18 protein-coding genes are annotated in these 15,271 nt (G+C 30.3%); 13 read left to right on the top strand and 5 right to left on the bottom strand.

The window, feature by feature from the left end; genetic code table 11:
- Nucleotides 1-193: 193 nt before the first annotated feature.
- Nucleotides 194-316: a hypothetical protein gene (locus HZR23_RS17855; protein ID WP_132848219.1), complete on the bottom strand. Its 123-nt coding sequence runs from the start codon at nt 314-316 to the stop codon at nt 194-196.
- Nucleotides 317-667: 351 nt separating this feature from the next.
- Nucleotides 668-814, bottom strand: coding sequence for a ribbon-helix-helix domain-containing protein (locus tag HZR23_RS13375; RefSeq protein WP_207667861.1), 147 nt, complete (start codon nt 812-814; stop codon nt 668-670).
- Nucleotides 815-1,527: 713 nt separating this feature from the next.
- Between HZR23_RS13375 and HZR23_RS13370 the strand changes: the two genes are divergently transcribed.
- The 4 genes from HZR23_RS13370 (at nt 1,528) to HZR23_RS13355 (ending at nt 5,328) form a co-directional block, all read left to right on the top strand.
- A complete protein-coding gene (locus HZR23_RS13370; RefSeq protein ID WP_132848221.1) occupies nt 1,528-2,019 on the top strand; it encodes a hypothetical protein in 492 nt (163 codons plus the stop codon).
- A gap of 809 nt (nt 2,020-2,828) precedes the next feature.
- Complete coding sequence (locus HZR23_RS13365; RefSeq protein ID WP_132848222.1) at nt 2,829-3,530, top strand: lysophospholipid acyltransferase family protein; 702 nt, start codon at nt 2,829-2,831, stop codon at nt 3,528-3,530.
- Nucleotides 3,531-3,764: 234 nt separating this feature from the next.
- Nucleotides 3,765-4,586 (top strand): MerR family transcriptional regulator, encoded by an 822-nt coding sequence (locus HZR23_RS13360; protein WP_132848223.1) that lies wholly within the window; start codon nt 3,765-3,767, stop codon nt 4,584-4,586.
- Nucleotides 4,587-5,091: 505 nt separating this feature from the next.
- Complete coding sequence (locus HZR23_RS13355; RefSeq protein ID WP_132848224.1) at nt 5,092-5,328, top strand: hypothetical protein; 237 nt, start codon at nt 5,092-5,094, stop codon at nt 5,326-5,328.
- A 61-nt stretch (nt 5,329-5,389) separates the two neighbouring features.
- Here HZR23_RS13355 and HZR23_RS18115 read toward each other — a convergent pair whose 3' ends face one another.
- Nucleotides 5,390-5,617 (bottom strand): DUF6485 family protein, encoded by a 228-nt coding sequence (locus HZR23_RS18115; protein WP_243098202.1) that lies wholly within the window; start codon nt 5,615-5,617, stop codon nt 5,390-5,392.
- Nucleotides 5,618-5,921: 304 nt separating this feature from the next.
- Here HZR23_RS18115 and HZR23_RS13350 point away from each other — a divergent pair, with 304 nt between their 5' ends.
- From HZR23_RS13350 to HZR23_RS13320, 7 genes are all read left to right on the top strand, one after another.
- Nucleotides 5,922-6,572 (top strand): GNAT family N-acetyltransferase, encoded by a 651-nt coding sequence (locus tag HZR23_RS13350; protein WP_132848225.1) that lies wholly within the window; start codon nt 5,922-5,924, stop codon nt 6,570-6,572.
- 219 nt (nt 6,573-6,791) lie between these two features.
- Nucleotides 6,792-7,364: a DNA-3-methyladenine glycosylase I gene (locus HZR23_RS13345; protein ID WP_132848226.1), complete on the top strand. Its 573-nt coding sequence runs from the start codon at nt 6,792-6,794 to the stop codon at nt 7,362-7,364.
- 72 nt (nt 7,365-7,436) lie between these two features.
- On the top strand, nt 7,437-7,991 hold the full coding sequence (locus HZR23_RS13340; RefSeq protein ID WP_132848227.1) for a DUF7010 family protein: 555 nt from the start codon (nt 7,437-7,439) through the stop codon (nt 7,989-7,991).
- Nucleotides 7,992-8,398: 407 nt separating this feature from the next.
- Nucleotides 8,399-8,986: a hypothetical protein gene (locus HZR23_RS13335; protein WP_132848228.1), complete on the top strand. Its 588-nt coding sequence runs from the start codon at nt 8,399-8,401 to the stop codon at nt 8,984-8,986.
- Between the two features lie 491 nt (nt 8,987-9,477).
- A complete protein-coding gene (locus HZR23_RS13330; RefSeq protein WP_165913669.1) occupies nt 9,478-10,002 on the top strand; it encodes a flavodoxin domain-containing protein in 525 nt (174 codons plus the stop codon).
- Nucleotides 10,003-10,089: 87 nt separating this feature from the next.
- On the top strand, nt 10,090-10,938 hold the full coding sequence (locus tag HZR23_RS13325) for a metallophosphoesterase (RefSeq protein ID WP_132848230.1): 849 nt from the start codon (nt 10,090-10,092) through the stop codon (nt 10,936-10,938).
- Between the two features lie 342 nt (nt 10,939-11,280).
- Entirely contained in the window at nt 11,281-11,829 is a 549-nt protein-coding gene (locus HZR23_RS13320; protein WP_165913670.1) for a DL-endopeptidase inhibitor IseA family protein, read from the top strand.
- Nucleotides 11,830-11,985: 156 nt separating this feature from the next.
- On the opposite strand, the gene HZR23_RS13315 is transcribed toward HZR23_RS13320, so the two are convergent.
- Both HZR23_RS13315 and HZR23_RS13310 read right to left on the bottom strand, forming a co-directional pair.
- Nucleotides 11,986-12,444 carry a pyridoxamine 5'-phosphate oxidase family protein gene (locus tag HZR23_RS13315; protein ID WP_132848232.1) on the bottom strand — a complete coding sequence of 153 codons (459 nt, stop codon included), beginning with the start codon at nt 12,442-12,444 and terminating at the stop codon, nt 11,986-11,988.
- Nucleotides 12,445-12,475: 31 nt separating this feature from the next.
- A complete protein-coding gene (locus HZR23_RS13310; protein ID WP_132848233.1) occupies nt 12,476-13,132 on the bottom strand; it encodes a regulatory protein RecX in 657 nt (218 codons plus the stop codon).
- A gap of 110 nt (nt 13,133-13,242) precedes the next feature.
- Between HZR23_RS13310 and steA the strand changes: the two genes are divergently transcribed.
- Both steA and HZR23_RS13300 read left to right on the top strand, forming a co-directional pair.
- Nucleotides 13,243-14,358, top strand: coding sequence for a putative cytokinetic ring protein SteA (steA, locus tag HZR23_RS13305; RefSeq protein ID WP_132848234.1), 1,116 nt, complete (start codon nt 13,243-13,245; stop codon nt 14,356-14,358).
- 12 nt (nt 14,359-14,370) lie between these two features.
- Nucleotides 14,371-15,252: a copper transporter gene (locus HZR23_RS13300; protein WP_132848235.1), complete on the top strand. Its 882-nt coding sequence runs from the start codon at nt 14,371-14,373 to the stop codon at nt 15,250-15,252.
- The last annotated feature ends 19 nt before the right edge of the window (nt 15,253-15,271 follow it).

Here is a 15,271-nt window from a genome sequence, read left to right as displayed (position 1 = left end):
AGGGTACAAGAAGCATCTTTAGGGAGAAAGTCTCTGTAGGCACCATCACGGATCAGGGTCAGCACCACACATTCCCAATGGGTGGGCATCACAGCCAAGACTGTATTCCTTTAGGATCTAGTTCGAAGGCGTGGGGAATGGCAGAGTTATACGCAATCGACATTTCAGAGTATTATTTTGATGCTATGAGCACCTAATTAAGATCAAGATGCAGTTTAATTATTTCTTTTATTTTATCCTGATTGTCTTGATCACTAATGCTACCACATTTAGAACCAAGACGCTCTTTTGAGATAGATCTTAATTGGTGGGCCATAACTATGGAAGCCTCTGGGATGTTGGAAATTTATGATTAAAGCAAAAATTCAATAGGGTAGATTCTTCTTTTTGGTTTAAAAGAAGTTAAACACACTATTGTAACAATTGGAAGTACTTGGTTTACAGCTTCTTCAAAAATTACTAATACTGGTCTTATGTCTGATTCCCTCAGAACCTTTAATAGGATTTAGATCTGCCCAAAAAATAATCCATTGATATATCATTATTCATCACTCTCCCTCGCAGCTTCAAAATCAGAATAAGTAAAGTCGCTTATTGTATCATCAAGGTCTTTAATGAACAAAGGATCTCTTGAAGCTTCTTTAATAGTTATATATGAGTTTTATTTTTAAAGTTTAATAACATAAGATTCTATAGCTTCTTTTACAGCAGCGTTAACAGATGTAATGTATCCTTCCTTTGAGAAATCCTTTAATTTATCTAACAGATCAATTGGAAGAGAAAGTGTATGATTTTTAGATGACTTTGACATCATAACACCTCCTTGAATTATATTTCAAGTTATATTGTATGGTTATATTGTATTATACAAAAGGTGTTTATGAAATGCAAAATAAGATTGTGTCGAAAGGATAAAAAATATGTGTTTGCTCTAAGGTGCTGGGAACACATTTGAGGGAAAACTCAGAGCACCACATTCTTTGCACTGGGAGCGAAGCTACGCCTGTGGTGTAGTGGCAGCGGGTCTGGTTGAACCATATGCAAAAAAAGACGCGGCGTCCTGCCGCGGATTGTGCATGAGGACTCTTAAAGCTTTCTTACTATGACGGATTAATAAAGGTGGAATAAAAAAACTACTAGGAACTAGCCCATGCTTGTTCAGATCACAGATCACCAAATCCCCAAATAGAATTTTTTTGTCAGTTTTTTTACCTCTAATACCCTTGACACGTCTCCTCAAATAATATAGTGGATAAAGCAGACATTGACTGTTTGCTATATAATAAACGGGAATTGTTTTATACAAAGATTAGTTTAAGTGCGACGACGACACACTTATTTGTTCTTGAAAAAGCAAACGGCACATCTTTTTATGCGGGCAGTAGATAATTGCACCACTCACCTACCCGTGCTGTAGTGTATCTGTTTAGCCATGTACATTATATCACTATTAATTAGATCGGGTAGTATAGTTCTTTCATTATTAATTTTTGTGCCTTGAGCACAGCGAAAGGGATGATACTTTTTATGAAAAAATCAATTGTTTTATTAATTATTGTATTATTATTTTCAATGACAGGATGTGTTAAAACTAAAGTAGAAGATCCTGAAAATGAAATAGAAGTATTAATAGGATATATAGTTATAGAAGGTAATAATTTGCATTTTGACCAGGTTGAGGTTGTAAAAAGGGAAGACAAAGAAAGAATGGAAGAGCTCGATTTAGATGAAAGTGATGTACCAAATGGATATGCGATTATAAATGTAAATCAAGAAAAAACAACTTATGAATTAGCAGATAAAGTAGTTTATACATTTACTGATGTATACCTAAATTTTATAGAAGAATCAGAAGATGATAGGGTATATATTACAACAAAGAAAGATGATTTTCTTAAACATTTAGGTGAGTATAATTTAAATGATATTCCGCTTTTTGAACAAACAATACCTTATTTCATTGAAGTCCAAGACGGAAAAGTTATTAGTATTGAAGAAAGAATTGAATATACTATTTAATCGACATAGTACCAGAGGAATATACTTTAAGTAAAGAGTATGAAAAAGGTATCGCGTTTTTAACTGACTTGCATAAAGTCCATTGACAAAGTAGATGAACAGTAGTCTATATCGGTTCGTTAATTTCAATTCGCAAGAGTGAAAAAGATTTTGACTGGGTTAAAAATCCGAAAGTAATTAGATTAAGGAAAGATTTATTTGATCATGCTATAATTTGTTGAATGGGAAAAGAAAGGCCAGAGAATTGAATGACTTGTTTTGCGAATTAATGTTATGGGCTATCTTATATTTTCCGTAAAAATTTTTTAAAATTATATAAATACTGATGAAAGGTCGTGTATTCATCATAACAACTTTGTTTAAACCCACTTAGTCCAAGCCCTAATTGGTTAGCGTTATGGAGTATGACAAAAGTTAGCTAATCCATATAAGTATATAAGACATACAAGTATTATCCGGAGGCACTTTTTATAGTAAGAGTCTCGGATATTGTAAAGTAAACTGACCCATCTGAAACATTGCATTAAATTTTTGCAAATTATGATCTAGGACAAGTGGCACCAGTCACAAGCTCGTGAATGCTTTTTTATTATAACTTTTGCCTATTTATTTCAGTGTCATTTTCTTTTACGATCAATATTACCTTTGTTGAGAGCTGATTAAGGCTTGTATTAAACTACAAATCTGGGCATCATATTTTAAAACGTTAGTAATCGAAGTAAACTAAATTAGTAGAAATAATTATTGTAGACATTTTGTGTGTTTTAATACATAATTTCAAGTATAGAACATTCAGGAGGAGTAATCAAATGATATCCATTACAACCGCAAAACTTATTAATATTTTACCGGATGGACTTGTTAAATATATATCAAGAAAAGTAGTTGATAAATACCTAAAAAAATATGCCAATATAATTATCGAGGGAAGTGAAAACTTAAAAGCAATAAAAATACCAACTATTTTTATATGTAATCATCTAAGTAATTCTGATGGATTAGTTTTAGACAAGGCTCTAAAAGAGATTAATCCAACTTTTATCGCAGGTGTAAAACTATCTGATAACGCTTTTACAAGTATAGGGGTAAATGTAATAAAGACTATAAATATAAAACCTAATACTGCTGATAAAGAGGGGATTAAGAAAATTATTAAGCTAGTAAAGCAAGGGGAAAGTTTACTGATTTTCCCAGAAGGAACTAGGAGTAGAGTTGGTAGCTTGATTGAAGCAAAGAAAGGAATCTTTCTTATCTCAAAAATGACAGGTGCTCCTATTGTACCTATTGGATTATACGGGACAGAAGAATTGTTACCAATTAATAAAGAAGGAGATATGAGTTCGGAAACCTTTAATTATGCAGATGTTCATATCAACATTGGCAAGCAATTTGAAATTCCGCAAATTGCTATAGAGCAAGATAAAAAGGAATATGAAGATTTTGCCACAAAGTATTTCATGAAAAAAATAGCAGAATTATTACCTGAAAATTATAGAGGTGTTTATAAGTAAAATGACTGAAAACAGTCTAAACTGCTTAGGTTTCAAACATCGTCATTAAGTATAATAAGGATAGGTAATATCAAAGAAGTAACTTTCACTTATATTTTTGTAGTAATTATATAGTAGAAAATTTATTATGAAAGGATTACGTTTTTTTTATAAAAACTGTAACAATCAAAAAACTTCTTGACTCTCCAGTTACAGGAGAATATAGAATTAGTTTACAAGGAAGGGGGAGAGATAATGTACCGCATAGGTGATTTTTCAAAGATGAGTAAAACTACTATCAAAGCATTACGATATTATGATGAAGTAGATTTATTAAAGCCAGAATATGTAGATGATTTTACGGGCTACCGTTTTTATTCTACAGACCAATTAGTGAAGCTCCATTATATTCAAGCATTGAGACAAATTAGTTTATCTATTGATGAAATAAAACTCATTATGGCAGGCAATAATCCAAGGGACATATTAGAAAAACGCAAAAGAGAGCTTACTGCTGAGATCTCACGTGGTACAGAACAACTTTCCCGAATTGAATTTATTCTATCAAAGCAAGGAGAGAAAAATATTATGAATTATCAAGCAACCATCAAAGAATTACCAGAATGTATTGTTTATTCAAAAACGATGAAAGTACCGAACTACGATGCTTATTTCGAGCTTATTCCTGCAATCGGAAAGACTGTATCAGAGAGATATCCAGATCTTAAATGTGTTGTTCCCGAATACTGTTTCATTGTCTATCTTGATAATGAGTACAAAGAAAAAGACATCCATGTAGAATTCTGTGAAGCAGTGGACAAAATGATGGAAGATTTTGAAGATATTATATTTAAGCGAATAGAAGCTGTTACCGCTGTATCTGTTATGCATAAGGGTAGCTATGCTGGATTATCTGAAGCTTATGCTTACGTATTCAAATGGATTGATGAAAACGGCTATTTAGTTGTTAACAGCCCTCGGGAAAATTACATCGATGGTATTTGGAACAAAGAGAATGAAGAGGATTGGTTGACTGAGCTTCAGGTGCCAATTGTTAAAATAAACGAAAGAGTTTAGAGAGTTTATAATTAGAAGAATATCAAATAACAGAGGCTTAGCTTTATTCGGGTAGATATGTATAAGAAAAAACCGAAGTCGCTAAGCCTCAAATTGTTAGATGTCAGATTAATTAAACTTTTAAATAGCTCTCAGTGTTGTGAAAATATGTTAAAAATTGTATAATTTATAATAGGTATTGTAACGAAACTAATTGGTTTGTTTAATTGGTTTTGTCAAATGTTACTCAATACAAGTTTTTTTAGGGAGAAATATTTGAAGATTAATTTAAGACTAATCATATTAGTATTGATCATATCCATTATAGGTTTTTGGATTATTTCCAAAATATCTTTTAAAAGCAGGATTGATTAAACAATTACTGCAAAAATATATAAAATGGAACTGTAATCCAAGAAACTACAGTGATTATCAATGGTGTAAGAAGTAATTACTTATTTGCTAATGAACAGTATTATAAGGGCAATTTTTTATAGAATATTACGAACAAACAGGCCTCGAAGGGATGAAAGCAAATATTACTTGGAACAAAAAACATAAAGATCAAAGAATATTGTATCATCAGAATGTTACATTCCCCACATTGGAGATTAATCATATCCTTCTTATAGATAAAGACATGCAGGAGTTTGCTATAGGCATGAAGGAAGGGATAATATTTGTTACTTCAGATGTAATGTATCAGAAATCATTAATCAATAAAAACGACACATTTTCCTTTAATTGTAATATTTACATATGAATAAAAAATATAGATGTTTAGGCTCCAGTAGGTAATTGGTATACAAGTAGGAAAGTTGTAATTATTTCTGTTGCTTATGCTTAAGCAAGAAATTTGCAAAGCCCTCATAAGTAAAATTACTGACCTTACTAATATCTTCGGATACAGCTTTAAAAAAGCACGATGGAATTTCCCCATCTTTAAGACATTTTTTAATGCATGGATCACAGCCATAGTCATGGTTATCGGGGTTTAATTTACAACTAGTATCCTTGCAAGTACAAAAGTGTTTTTTAGTAATAGTGACCAACCTCCTTAGATTAGGTAGTATTATATAAAAAATAAAGTCAGAAGATATTCTCCCGAGTTTTCACCTCAGTGTACGCAGATAACTGCGTAACCTTAAGAAACATTATTTTATTATAATTTTTTCAAAATTCGCTGTCAAGCGAGAAAAAGCTTATTGAATTAAAACAAGAAATATTGTTGCAATCAATGAGGTCATTAAATGATGATATAGTTTTTAATATTTAAAGAATGCCATTTTCATGTAGGTCATAATGGTTCTCATGTTTAGGTGTTTAATAATAATTTTATTTGGAGGCGGTAATAAAATGCACAACATTATAATACGAAATGAAATCCCCCTTGATTATAGGGTGGTTGAAGAATTAACAAGGGAAGCTTTTTGGAATCATCATGTTCCTGGATGCGATGAGCATTACTTATTGCATATAATGAGAAATGCCGATTCTTTTATAAGGGAATTGGATTTTGTTGCTGAAATTGACGGAAAAATAGTTGGAAACATAGTATATACAAAATCTAAAATAATTGATGATAAAGACGAATGCTACGATGTCATTACTTTTGGACCACTTTCTGTTGTTCCACAGTTTCAGGGCAAAGGTATAGGGCGAATGTTAATTGAATATACAAAAGAACTAGCGAAAGAGCTTGGATACAGGGCAATCTTAATATATGGGGACCCAAATTACTATAGCAAATTTGGTTTTGTTGAGGCTGAAAAATATGATATTAGAACTCCTGATAATATATATGCAGTTCCACTCCAAGCACTTGAACTGTATCAAGGAGCACTATCAGATTGCGGAGGCCGTTTTTTTGAGGACTCATTGTTCGTGATTGATCGAGCAGCCTCACTAGAATTTGATAAGAACTTTCCCCAAAAAGATAAACTTAACGGATTGCCTACTCAGGAAAGATTTATCCAATTAATAAATATGAGGAAAGTAAGGGAATGAGTTCAGTCTCATGTTCTATTGGATACATCAGCTAAATATACGAACTAGTATTTATAAACTACATTCTTTGTGTAAAAACTGAATTATTAGGAGAAATGTTGGTATCGGAAAAATAAGGAGCGATCTCTCCAGGATCTAGTTCAGAACCTTTTCTAATAGGGAACATTAGCTATAATACTGCCTTATAATCAAACTTAAATAAAATAAGAGGTGATTTTAATGACTTCAAGGTGCCAATGGGTTACTGATGACTTAATGTATATAAGATATCATGACGAAGAGTGGGGCGTTCCAGAACACGATAATAGAAAGTTGTTTGAGCTTTTAACATTAGAAGGAGCTCAAGCTGGATTAAGTTGGTTTACTATACTAAAGAAACGAGAGAATTATAGAATCGCGTTTGAAGATTTTGATATTGAGAAGGTAGCTAATTATGACAAAATGAAGATTGACGAGTTGATGCAAAACCAAGGGATTGTAAGGAATCGATTAAAAATCCAATCTACTATAAGTAATGCCAAAGAAATCATTAAGATACAAAAGGAGTTTGGAAGTTTTGATACTTATATTTGGAGTTTTGTTGGAGGAAAGCCAATAATAAATAGTTGGAGAAACATATCTGGCGTTCCTACAAAAACCCTTGAATCAGATGCCATGAGTAAAGACTTATCAAAAAGAGGATTTAAATTTACTGGTTCTACAATTTGTTATGCGTTTATGCAGGCAACTGGAATGGTAAATGATCATATAATTGATTGCTATCGATACAAAGAAGTAAATAAATATACTTAATAATAGCTTGAAAGCAATGGAAAGTTCAAGACTTATTGGTAAAGTAAAATATTAATTAAATCGGAGGAAATAATGAATTTAGAAGAATTAAGGAATGATTGTGCAATAAAGCAAAAGAAAGGGTTACACTTTATATTATCGTCAGTGTTTATATGGACGGCGATTTCGATCGTTCATATGACATCATTGCCCATACTAACTAAAAACCTACTCACTTTTTGTTGTACAGCTCCACTTATGCCATTAGCATTTTTTATTTCGAAATTTATAAGGGTGGACTTTCGGAATAATGAAAATCCCTTAACAAAGTTAGGTGTACTACTCTCATTAAATCAAATGCTCTATTTACTCATTGCCATGTGGGTATATCCAACAGTTCCAGAGAAAATGTTAATGGTTGTTGCAATGGTTTTTGGTGCACATTTATTACCGTACGGATGGTTATATAAATCAAAAAGTTATATTGCATTTGCTATTTTTATTCCAATAGTATCTTTAGCTGTTGGTGTTATTTATGAAGCATATGTATTAGGGATTCTTATGATTTTTACAGAGTTGTTATTTAGCATCTGTTTAATAGTAGAGAATAGGGTACTGTATGAGAAGAATTATAGAAGTTTTAATTAATGAAGTTATATCTCTAAATAAAATAATTAGTTTCATTAAAGATTGATCACAAGATTATCTAAAAACAAGGGAGTATAGAAATAATGGTTGGAGCACTTCAGATGGAATTATTATCGCTGATCCTGCCGAAAGTAGACAGGAAGCTTTAAAAGTATCCAATGAAGTAATGCAAGAGGTTTTAATAACATAATATTAGGGATTTAGATAATAAGATAAATACAACTTAACAATATTTTAGTTTAGGTGGAACCAGATTAATAGAAGTGTAGAGCATTAACGTTTTCCACGATAATTAAGTTACGTAAGGCCCATCAAACTATTGTGTCCGTTCATGGATGTCGAAAACATAGAAATCTTAGCTAAATCAACATTCAAGCGTAATAAAAGAAAAAAAGAGGGGAATTTGCTTGAAAAAGAAATCTATAATTTTATTAATCGGTGTGATATCACTTTACACACTTCTGATGAGCCTTGTTCTGAGAAACTCTAAAGATAAAGACCTAAGAGTCGAAGAGTATTTTCCAAGCGAAAAAATGACAAAGAAATTTAGTGGAGGCTATGAAAGAGAAGGGTTTTCTCATATAGTTGAAAGGTTGGAAAATGGAAAAGTACTTATTAAGCAATGGGATACAGGAACAGGAGTAGCTCAAGTATATCAGGTTTCTAACAGAGATATAAGGTTGATATATTCAGAAACTGGAGAAAGTTTGCTCAAAGATTATATTAATGAAGTAGAACCAAACAGAGATCATATCACACTAAAAGCACCTTTGACAGTAGGAACAAGGTGGACTTCAAATACTGCTGGAATCAATGAGATAACAGGTGTAAATGTGAAAGTCTTTACTCTAGTAGGAGTGTTTTATGCTGTAGAGGTTACACATAAAGATAATAAGTATGAGTCTAAGAGTTACTTTGCAAAAAAAATTGGATTGATTAAACGTACTCGTAAAGGATATGAAAGCGATAACCTAATAAAATTAAAATACAATTAATGAGTGGAGACAAGGATTAAAAATAATCATTGTTTACTAGCTTATAGCATGTTAAAAATATTGAATCTCTAAAACCTAGTTTCTATGTTTTAAATAACATTTTAAATAATTATAGATTGATAGAATAAATAAAATTACTATAATAATAGAAACTAAAAATCTATAAATATAACTTTGATCTAGTATAGGACTAAACAGTGATATTATACCGAATATAATTATACTAGATTTATAACTAAAAGTACTTCTGATAAACCCTTGCTATTTTATTTCAGGTGGTATCTCAGCTACTAACTCAGAGGATCCAGTATGGGAGTTAGGTTTGATATAATGCAATATTAATAGTTTTTAGATGAGCGTGATTTAAGTAATCTACAAACAACAGTTTCAGAGATATCGGAAATTGTTGTTTATTTGACTTCTGAATCTAAATAAAAGGTTAACTTGCAAGTCTACTGATATTTCAAATTAATAATGTGAGGTGTATGTTAATGAAGACAGCTATTTTAGTTTATAAATCAAAGACTGGGTTTACAAAGAAATATGCAAAATGGATAGAGGAAGAGTTAAATTGTAATGCTATGGAATTAGAAGATGCACATATTTCTGAAGTTCTTAAATATGATATAATAATTTTCGGTGGAGGTATGCACGCCAACAGGATTAATGGTATTAAATTTATCAGGGACAATATTGAACTGTTTAAAAATAAGCACATAATTATTTTCGCTACAGGAGCTACTCCTGCTTCTGCCATAGAAGAGGTAAAAAAATTCGAACAAGTAAATATTCCAAGTGGATTAAATATACCATTTTTCTACTTTCAAAGTGGCATGAATTATAAGGATATGAGATTCAATGATCGCATTATGATGAGCTCCTTTAAGTTTTTATTAAGTTTAAAGAGAAGTAAGAATTTAGTTGAACAAGGGACAATGGAATCCATTAGTACTTCCTATGATAATTCTAAACAAAAGTATATTGAACCTTTAATTCAATACGTTCGATCTCTATAAAAATAATTAATGATTTAAAAATATATAAGTTTTATTAAATATAGGGATTTCGCAGAAGACTATTTTTATATAAGGAGTTAGTAAAAAATGAACAAGCTATCTAAAGGCTTTAGTATAATTATAATTATTATTTTACTTATTATATTTTTAATTTGGCAAAATAATAGCATTGTTGTTTCATATTCGGATTATCATAACTCCAAGATACCTGCAGACTTCAATGAATTAAAGATTGTTCAAGTTTCAGATCTACATAACAAAATGTTTGGAGATAATCAGTCGAATTTATTAAGCCATGTTGAAAAACTGTCACCTGATATAATTGTTATTACTGGAGACCTAGTAGATAGACGTAATTTTGATTTAGATAAAGCCATCAGTTTTATCAATGGTGCAGTGAAAATAGCACCCATTTATTATGTGTCTGGTAATCATGAGGCATGGTCTGGGCGTTATTCTCGAATAACTCAAAAATTGACTAATGCAGGGGTTTATATTATGGATGATAATGTTTTAGATATTTCAAAAGGAAGCAGTACAATAAAGATCATTGGATTATCCGACCCTGATTTTTATACATTAAGATATTTCGAGGGTACAAACACTAGTAAACTAAAAGAGGAGCTACAAAAATTATCTGATAGTGATAAGTTCAAGATACTACTCTCTCATCGGCCTGAACTATTTGATTTGTATTCTGAAAATAATATTGATTTAATTTTTTCTGGTCACGCTCATGGAGGTCAATTCAGAATACCATTTGTAGGGGGATTGGTAGCACCTGATCAAGGCCTATTTCCTCACTACACAGCTGGCAGTTATATAAAAGAATCATCAACTATGTTTGTTAGTAGAGGACTAGGAAATAGTATAATTCCAATCAGAATTTTTAATAGACCAGAAATTGTCGTAGTAACATTAAAAAGCTCTAATTGATCACCTATTTGCTTTTGTTTTTTGAGGAAAAGAAGAAGATAGGATAGTGAATATATGGATAATAATAGAGATGAGCAAAATAAAGTTAGACGAAAAATAGAAGATTATTAAAGTAGTCCATTGATTAATTTTAACGATTCATGAAACCATGAAAAAATGGGTGATTTAGAAATGATAATCCAAGGCGGTCTTCTTAATAAAGTTATAACTGCTATTATTATTGTTGGAATAATCTTATTAGCATCTCGGTGTACAAATTAACTTTAAGTCTACATTTTTAAGCAATAGAGAATAGCCACAAGCAAAAATATCATACAATAATATATGGTAGGTGGGGTAAATTTGAAAAGGTTTTTAATATTAATTATATTTATTTTACCACTATGGGGTTGTAATACGGGTATACAAGTAGAAAAAACAGTATCATTACCTAGTATAGAGGATGTAAAGGAAGCATATTACAAATCATATGAGGCTTTTACATGGTTTGACCTAACAACTTTACCAGCGGATTCTTCATCTAAAGAAATTAATGGCAGGATATATAATAGAGTAAATCATGACATAATTAAAACTTATGCTGATCTAGAAAAATACCTCTCCTCTTTATTTACAAAAGATATAGTTCAAGAGATGTTGAGTAATAAATCTACCTGTTACATCGATATTGAGGGAGAACTATATACTATGCTAGCCGATAGAGGGACAGATATTTATAAAGGAGAAGCTATCCTAGAGGTTAAGCAAATAAATGATAAAGAATATATTTGTACGGTTGAAGTTGAATTACTAGGAAATGACTTCTCGGTTACTGGATACGAAACTCATTACTACTCATACGAGCTTAAAGATGGTCAATGGCTTTTCACAAACTTTTATTTATATAAATAGCTCATATAATAAAGGCTCATTAGTTTAAAGATTAAATTTGGGATAAATTAATTATTACAATGGACGATCTCAAATATTTAGAAGTCGTTCATTTTGTTTTGATGATAGTAGTATTATTAAAAACTTCAATTATTACCTTCCTTTTTTTTCGCTAATTTACGATATTTCAAGTTTTAAAACTACAATACTGTTATAAGCTTCGTCATTTTTAAGAACTCTTTCCTTAATAATAGTAGGAGCTTGTTCTAGATGATTTAAAACAATTTCCATTCCATGTTTCTTTTCATTCATATCCTCCATTATAGACATTTTGCCAACCATAACTATTGATCTGTATTCATGGCCACATTCACCATTTATATACCCCATATCATCAATAATAGTTGCACAGACATTTGGGTTAGACTGTATAAAATCTAATTTGAGACCTTTAGTACCTGTATGAAAATATAAATTATTATTAATACCATCGTACCCATAGCTAAGAGTAACTATATATTGCTCATTGTTCTTACTCATTGTAATAATTGCATATTTCCCTTTATTTATTATATCTCTTAGTTCGAATTCATCAGTTATTTCCTGTTCTTGTTTTCTCATATGATATTTTCCCATTTCAATTACCCCGAATTATATATAGTTTTATCTAAAACAGTTCATTAATAACTCTATAACACAGATCATTATCATATCCTTTTCTTTGTAATGCATTTAATGTATATCTTTTAACCATAAATTTATTATCATATTTTTTACTGTATTTATTAAAATACTTTAATCCATCGACTTTAGCTTTCTCTAATATTTTTTCCTCTGAATCTATAAGTTTTTGTTTAAATAGTTCGTTATCCCTTGAAATTTCAATTGCCTGTCTAATAGTATCACTGCTAAATTCTTTGTATTTTAATTTATATATAATCTTATTTTTAAGTTGGCTGAATGATATAGGTTCAATTTGATTACATAATTTATTAATCAATTCTTCAGCAATTTTCAGCTCCATTTCATCACTATAAAGATCATTAATTAAATTAATTGAGATTTCCCGATTAATTCCTTTGTTTTCTAATGCCTTTAATATTTGTCTTTTACTTTTATTATTGTCTCTATTACTATTTATGAAAACTACACAGTAATTTCGGTCATTTAAATAGTTTAAATGTTTTAATCGATTTATTATTTCTGTGATATTTTCTTTATTTATATCTTTACTTATTAAGTATTGAATTACTTCATGCACTGTTCTTGGCTTAGAAATTAAATATTTTAAAACCTGATTAAATTCTTTTTTTAATGCTTCCATATAAAACCTCCAATTTATTACTTATACATATAATACAAAAAAATAATTGTCTGCTCAAGAATTTATAAGTTAATTATACAAATACTATTTTTGTGGAGGTCGATTTAATAATGAATATTAAAGCTCCAGTTAAATTAGGAAAGAAAACCAAATTATTAATTGATGAACTACAATCAGGAGATATTGCAATTATTCATCATAGGGATTTAGATGAAATTGCAGCAAGATCTCTAATTAAAAGTAAGGTTAGTGCAGTAATTAATTGCGATAAATCTATTAGTGGAAGGTACCCAAATTTAGGGCCTAATATCCTAATAGAAAAAAAGATTCCTATTTTTGATGTTATGAATGGTGATTTATTTAGCATTTTGCAAAATGGTGATATTGTTGAAATTGAAGGTAATATTGTTTCATTTGAAACAAATAAAATTGCAGAGTTAATGAGAATTACTTCTGATAAATTAAATAAGTTAATAGCTTTAGCAGAAAAGAACCTAGAAATTGAGTTAGAAAAATTTATTGATAATACCTTAGCATATGCTCAAAAAGAAAAATATTTAATTATGGGTAATGTATTCATACCTAAAACTAAAACGTCTATTAACAATAAGCATGTTTTAATTGTAGTCAGGGGTCAACACTATAAAGAGGATTTAAATGCAATATTACCCTATATTAAAGAAAAGAAACCAGTATTAATTGGTGTTGATGGTGGCGCTGATGCATTATATGAATTTGGATTTAAGCCAAACATAATAATTGGTGATATGGATAGTGTAAGTGACAATTGCTTAAAAAAGTGTGATGAAATAATTGTACACGCATATCCAAATGGCTTGGCACCGGGTATGGAAAGGATTCAAAATTTAGATCTTAAGGCAAAAATTTTTCCAGCACCGGGTACAAGTGAGGATATTGCAATGCTTCTTGCATATAGTAACGGTGCGGATTTAATTGTAGTCTTAGGTTCTCATACTAATATGATAGATTTTTTAGAAAAAGGACGTAAAGGTATGGGTAGTACTTTTTTAGTGAGACTAAAAATAGGAAGTAAGCTAATAGATGCTAGAGGAGTTAGTCAACTATATAATAAAAAAGTTAAATTAAGCTATGTAGCATCTCTCTTAATTGCGGCTTTAATTCCGATAGCAGTAATTATATTTACAGCACAACCTTTATTTTTTAGACTTATTAAAATGAAGCTACGACTTTTTCTAGATTTTTAGGAGGTTTTTAAGATGGGCTTTGATCTAAAATATTTAGTAGTATCTATTACAGCTATTTTTATATCCTTAGGTATTGGTATATTCATAGGTTCAAATATGAATAGTGATGGATTTATAACTGATCAACAGCAGATTTTAATTAATAGTATTGAAGATAAGCTTACGGAATATAACAATGAACATAAAAATCTAATTCAAATAAATGAGACTTTGAAGCAAGAGATCGAAAAAAAGGATTACTATATAAATACATTTTATGGAAAGATTACACACGGAAGATTGAATAATATCAATGTAGTAGTTATACAATTTGATGATTTTGAAACTAACTATATAAATGAAGCAGTCTACGATGCGGGTGGAGATATAGTTGCCAGTATTAAGGTAGATTCAAAACTATTAAATTTAAGTGAACAAGAACTTAGAGAAGTGAATAGGCTATTTCACTACAGTCTTTCCTACGAAAGGATTCTTGATAAATTGAGCTTCGAGTTAATTGATTATATATTAAAGGGTAGAAAGACTGCCCTAATTAAATATGCACTAAAAAACCAATATATTTATTCTAGTTTTATAGAGGATAATTCAGTGACACCTGTTGATCAAATAATAATAACAGGTGGTGAACTAAGTCCTAATATTGAAGTAAGTAAATCCTTTATTTCAAATATGCTTGAATCCTGTAAATCCAACTACATTAAGGTTGTAGGGGTTGAAACTTCAAATGTTGAACAGAGCCTAATTCCATGGTTTATTGATAATAACATATCTTCAGTAGATAACATTGATTCCTTATTAGGACGCTTATCTTTAGTTATGGTATTAAGTGGAATAGAGGGTAATTATGGAGAAACTGATTATGCCAATGATTTATTACCTTTAGGAATTTACTAAAAAGGTTAGGAGTAGTTAA

Origin of the sequence: Serpentinicella alkaliphila (assembly GCF_018141405.1) — a bacterium.
GTDB lineage: Bacteria > Bacillota > Clostridia > Peptostreptococcales > Natronincolaceae > Serpentinicella > Serpentinicella alkaliphila.
This window is presented reverse-complemented; position numbering and strand designations above follow the sequence as displayed.

Coding starts and splice junctions, on each gene's coding strand:
- HZR23_RS13330 (WP_165913669.1), top strand. CDS start 9,478: ATGAAGACAGCTATTTTAGTTTATAAATCAAAGACTGGGTTTACAAAG.
- HZR23_RS13325 (WP_132848230.1), top strand. CDS start 10,090: ATGAACAAGCTATCTAAAGGCTTTAGTATAATTATAATTATTATTTTA.
- HZR23_RS13360 (WP_132848223.1), top strand. CDS start 3,765: ATGTACCGCATAGGTGATTTTTCAAAGATGAGTAAAACTACTATCAAA.
- HZR23_RS13310 (WP_132848233.1), bottom strand. CDS start 13,132: ATGGAAGCATTAAAAAAAGAATTTAATCAGGTTTTAAAATATTTAATT.
- HZR23_RS13345 (WP_132848226.1), top strand. CDS start 6,792: ATGACTTCAAGGTGCCAATGGGTTACTGATGACTTAATGTATATAAGA.
- HZR23_RS13350 (WP_132848225.1), top strand. CDS start 5,922: ATGCACAACATTATAATACGAAATGAAATCCCCCTTGATTATAGGGTG.
- HZR23_RS13355 (WP_132848224.1), top strand. CDS start 5,092: ATGAAAGCAAATATTACTTGGAACAAAAAACATAAAGATCAAAGAATA.
- HZR23_RS17855 (WP_132848219.1), bottom strand. CDS start 316: ATGGCCCACCAATTAAGATCTATCTCAAAAGAGCGTCTTGGTTCTAAA.
- HZR23_RS13340 (WP_132848227.1), top strand. CDS start 7,437: ATGAATTTAGAAGAATTAAGGAATGATTGTGCAATAAAGCAAAAGAAA.
- HZR23_RS13375 (WP_207667861.1), bottom strand. CDS start 814: ATGATGTCAAAGTCATCTAAAAATCATACACTTTCTCTTCCAATTGAT.
- steA (WP_132848234.1), top strand. CDS start 13,243: ATGAATATTAAAGCTCCAGTTAAATTAGGAAAGAAAACCAAATTATTA.
- HZR23_RS13365 (WP_132848222.1), top strand. CDS start 2,829: ATGATATCCATTACAACCGCAAAACTTATTAATATTTTACCGGATGGA.
- HZR23_RS13315 (WP_132848232.1), bottom strand. CDS start 12,444: ATGGGAAAATATCATATGAGAAAACAAGAACAGGAAATAACTGATGAA.
- HZR23_RS13300 (WP_132848235.1), top strand. CDS start 14,371: ATGGGCTTTGATCTAAAATATTTAGTAGTATCTATTACAGCTATTTTT.
- HZR23_RS13370 (WP_132848221.1), top strand. CDS start 1,528: ATGAAAAAATCAATTGTTTTATTAATTATTGTATTATTATTTTCAATG.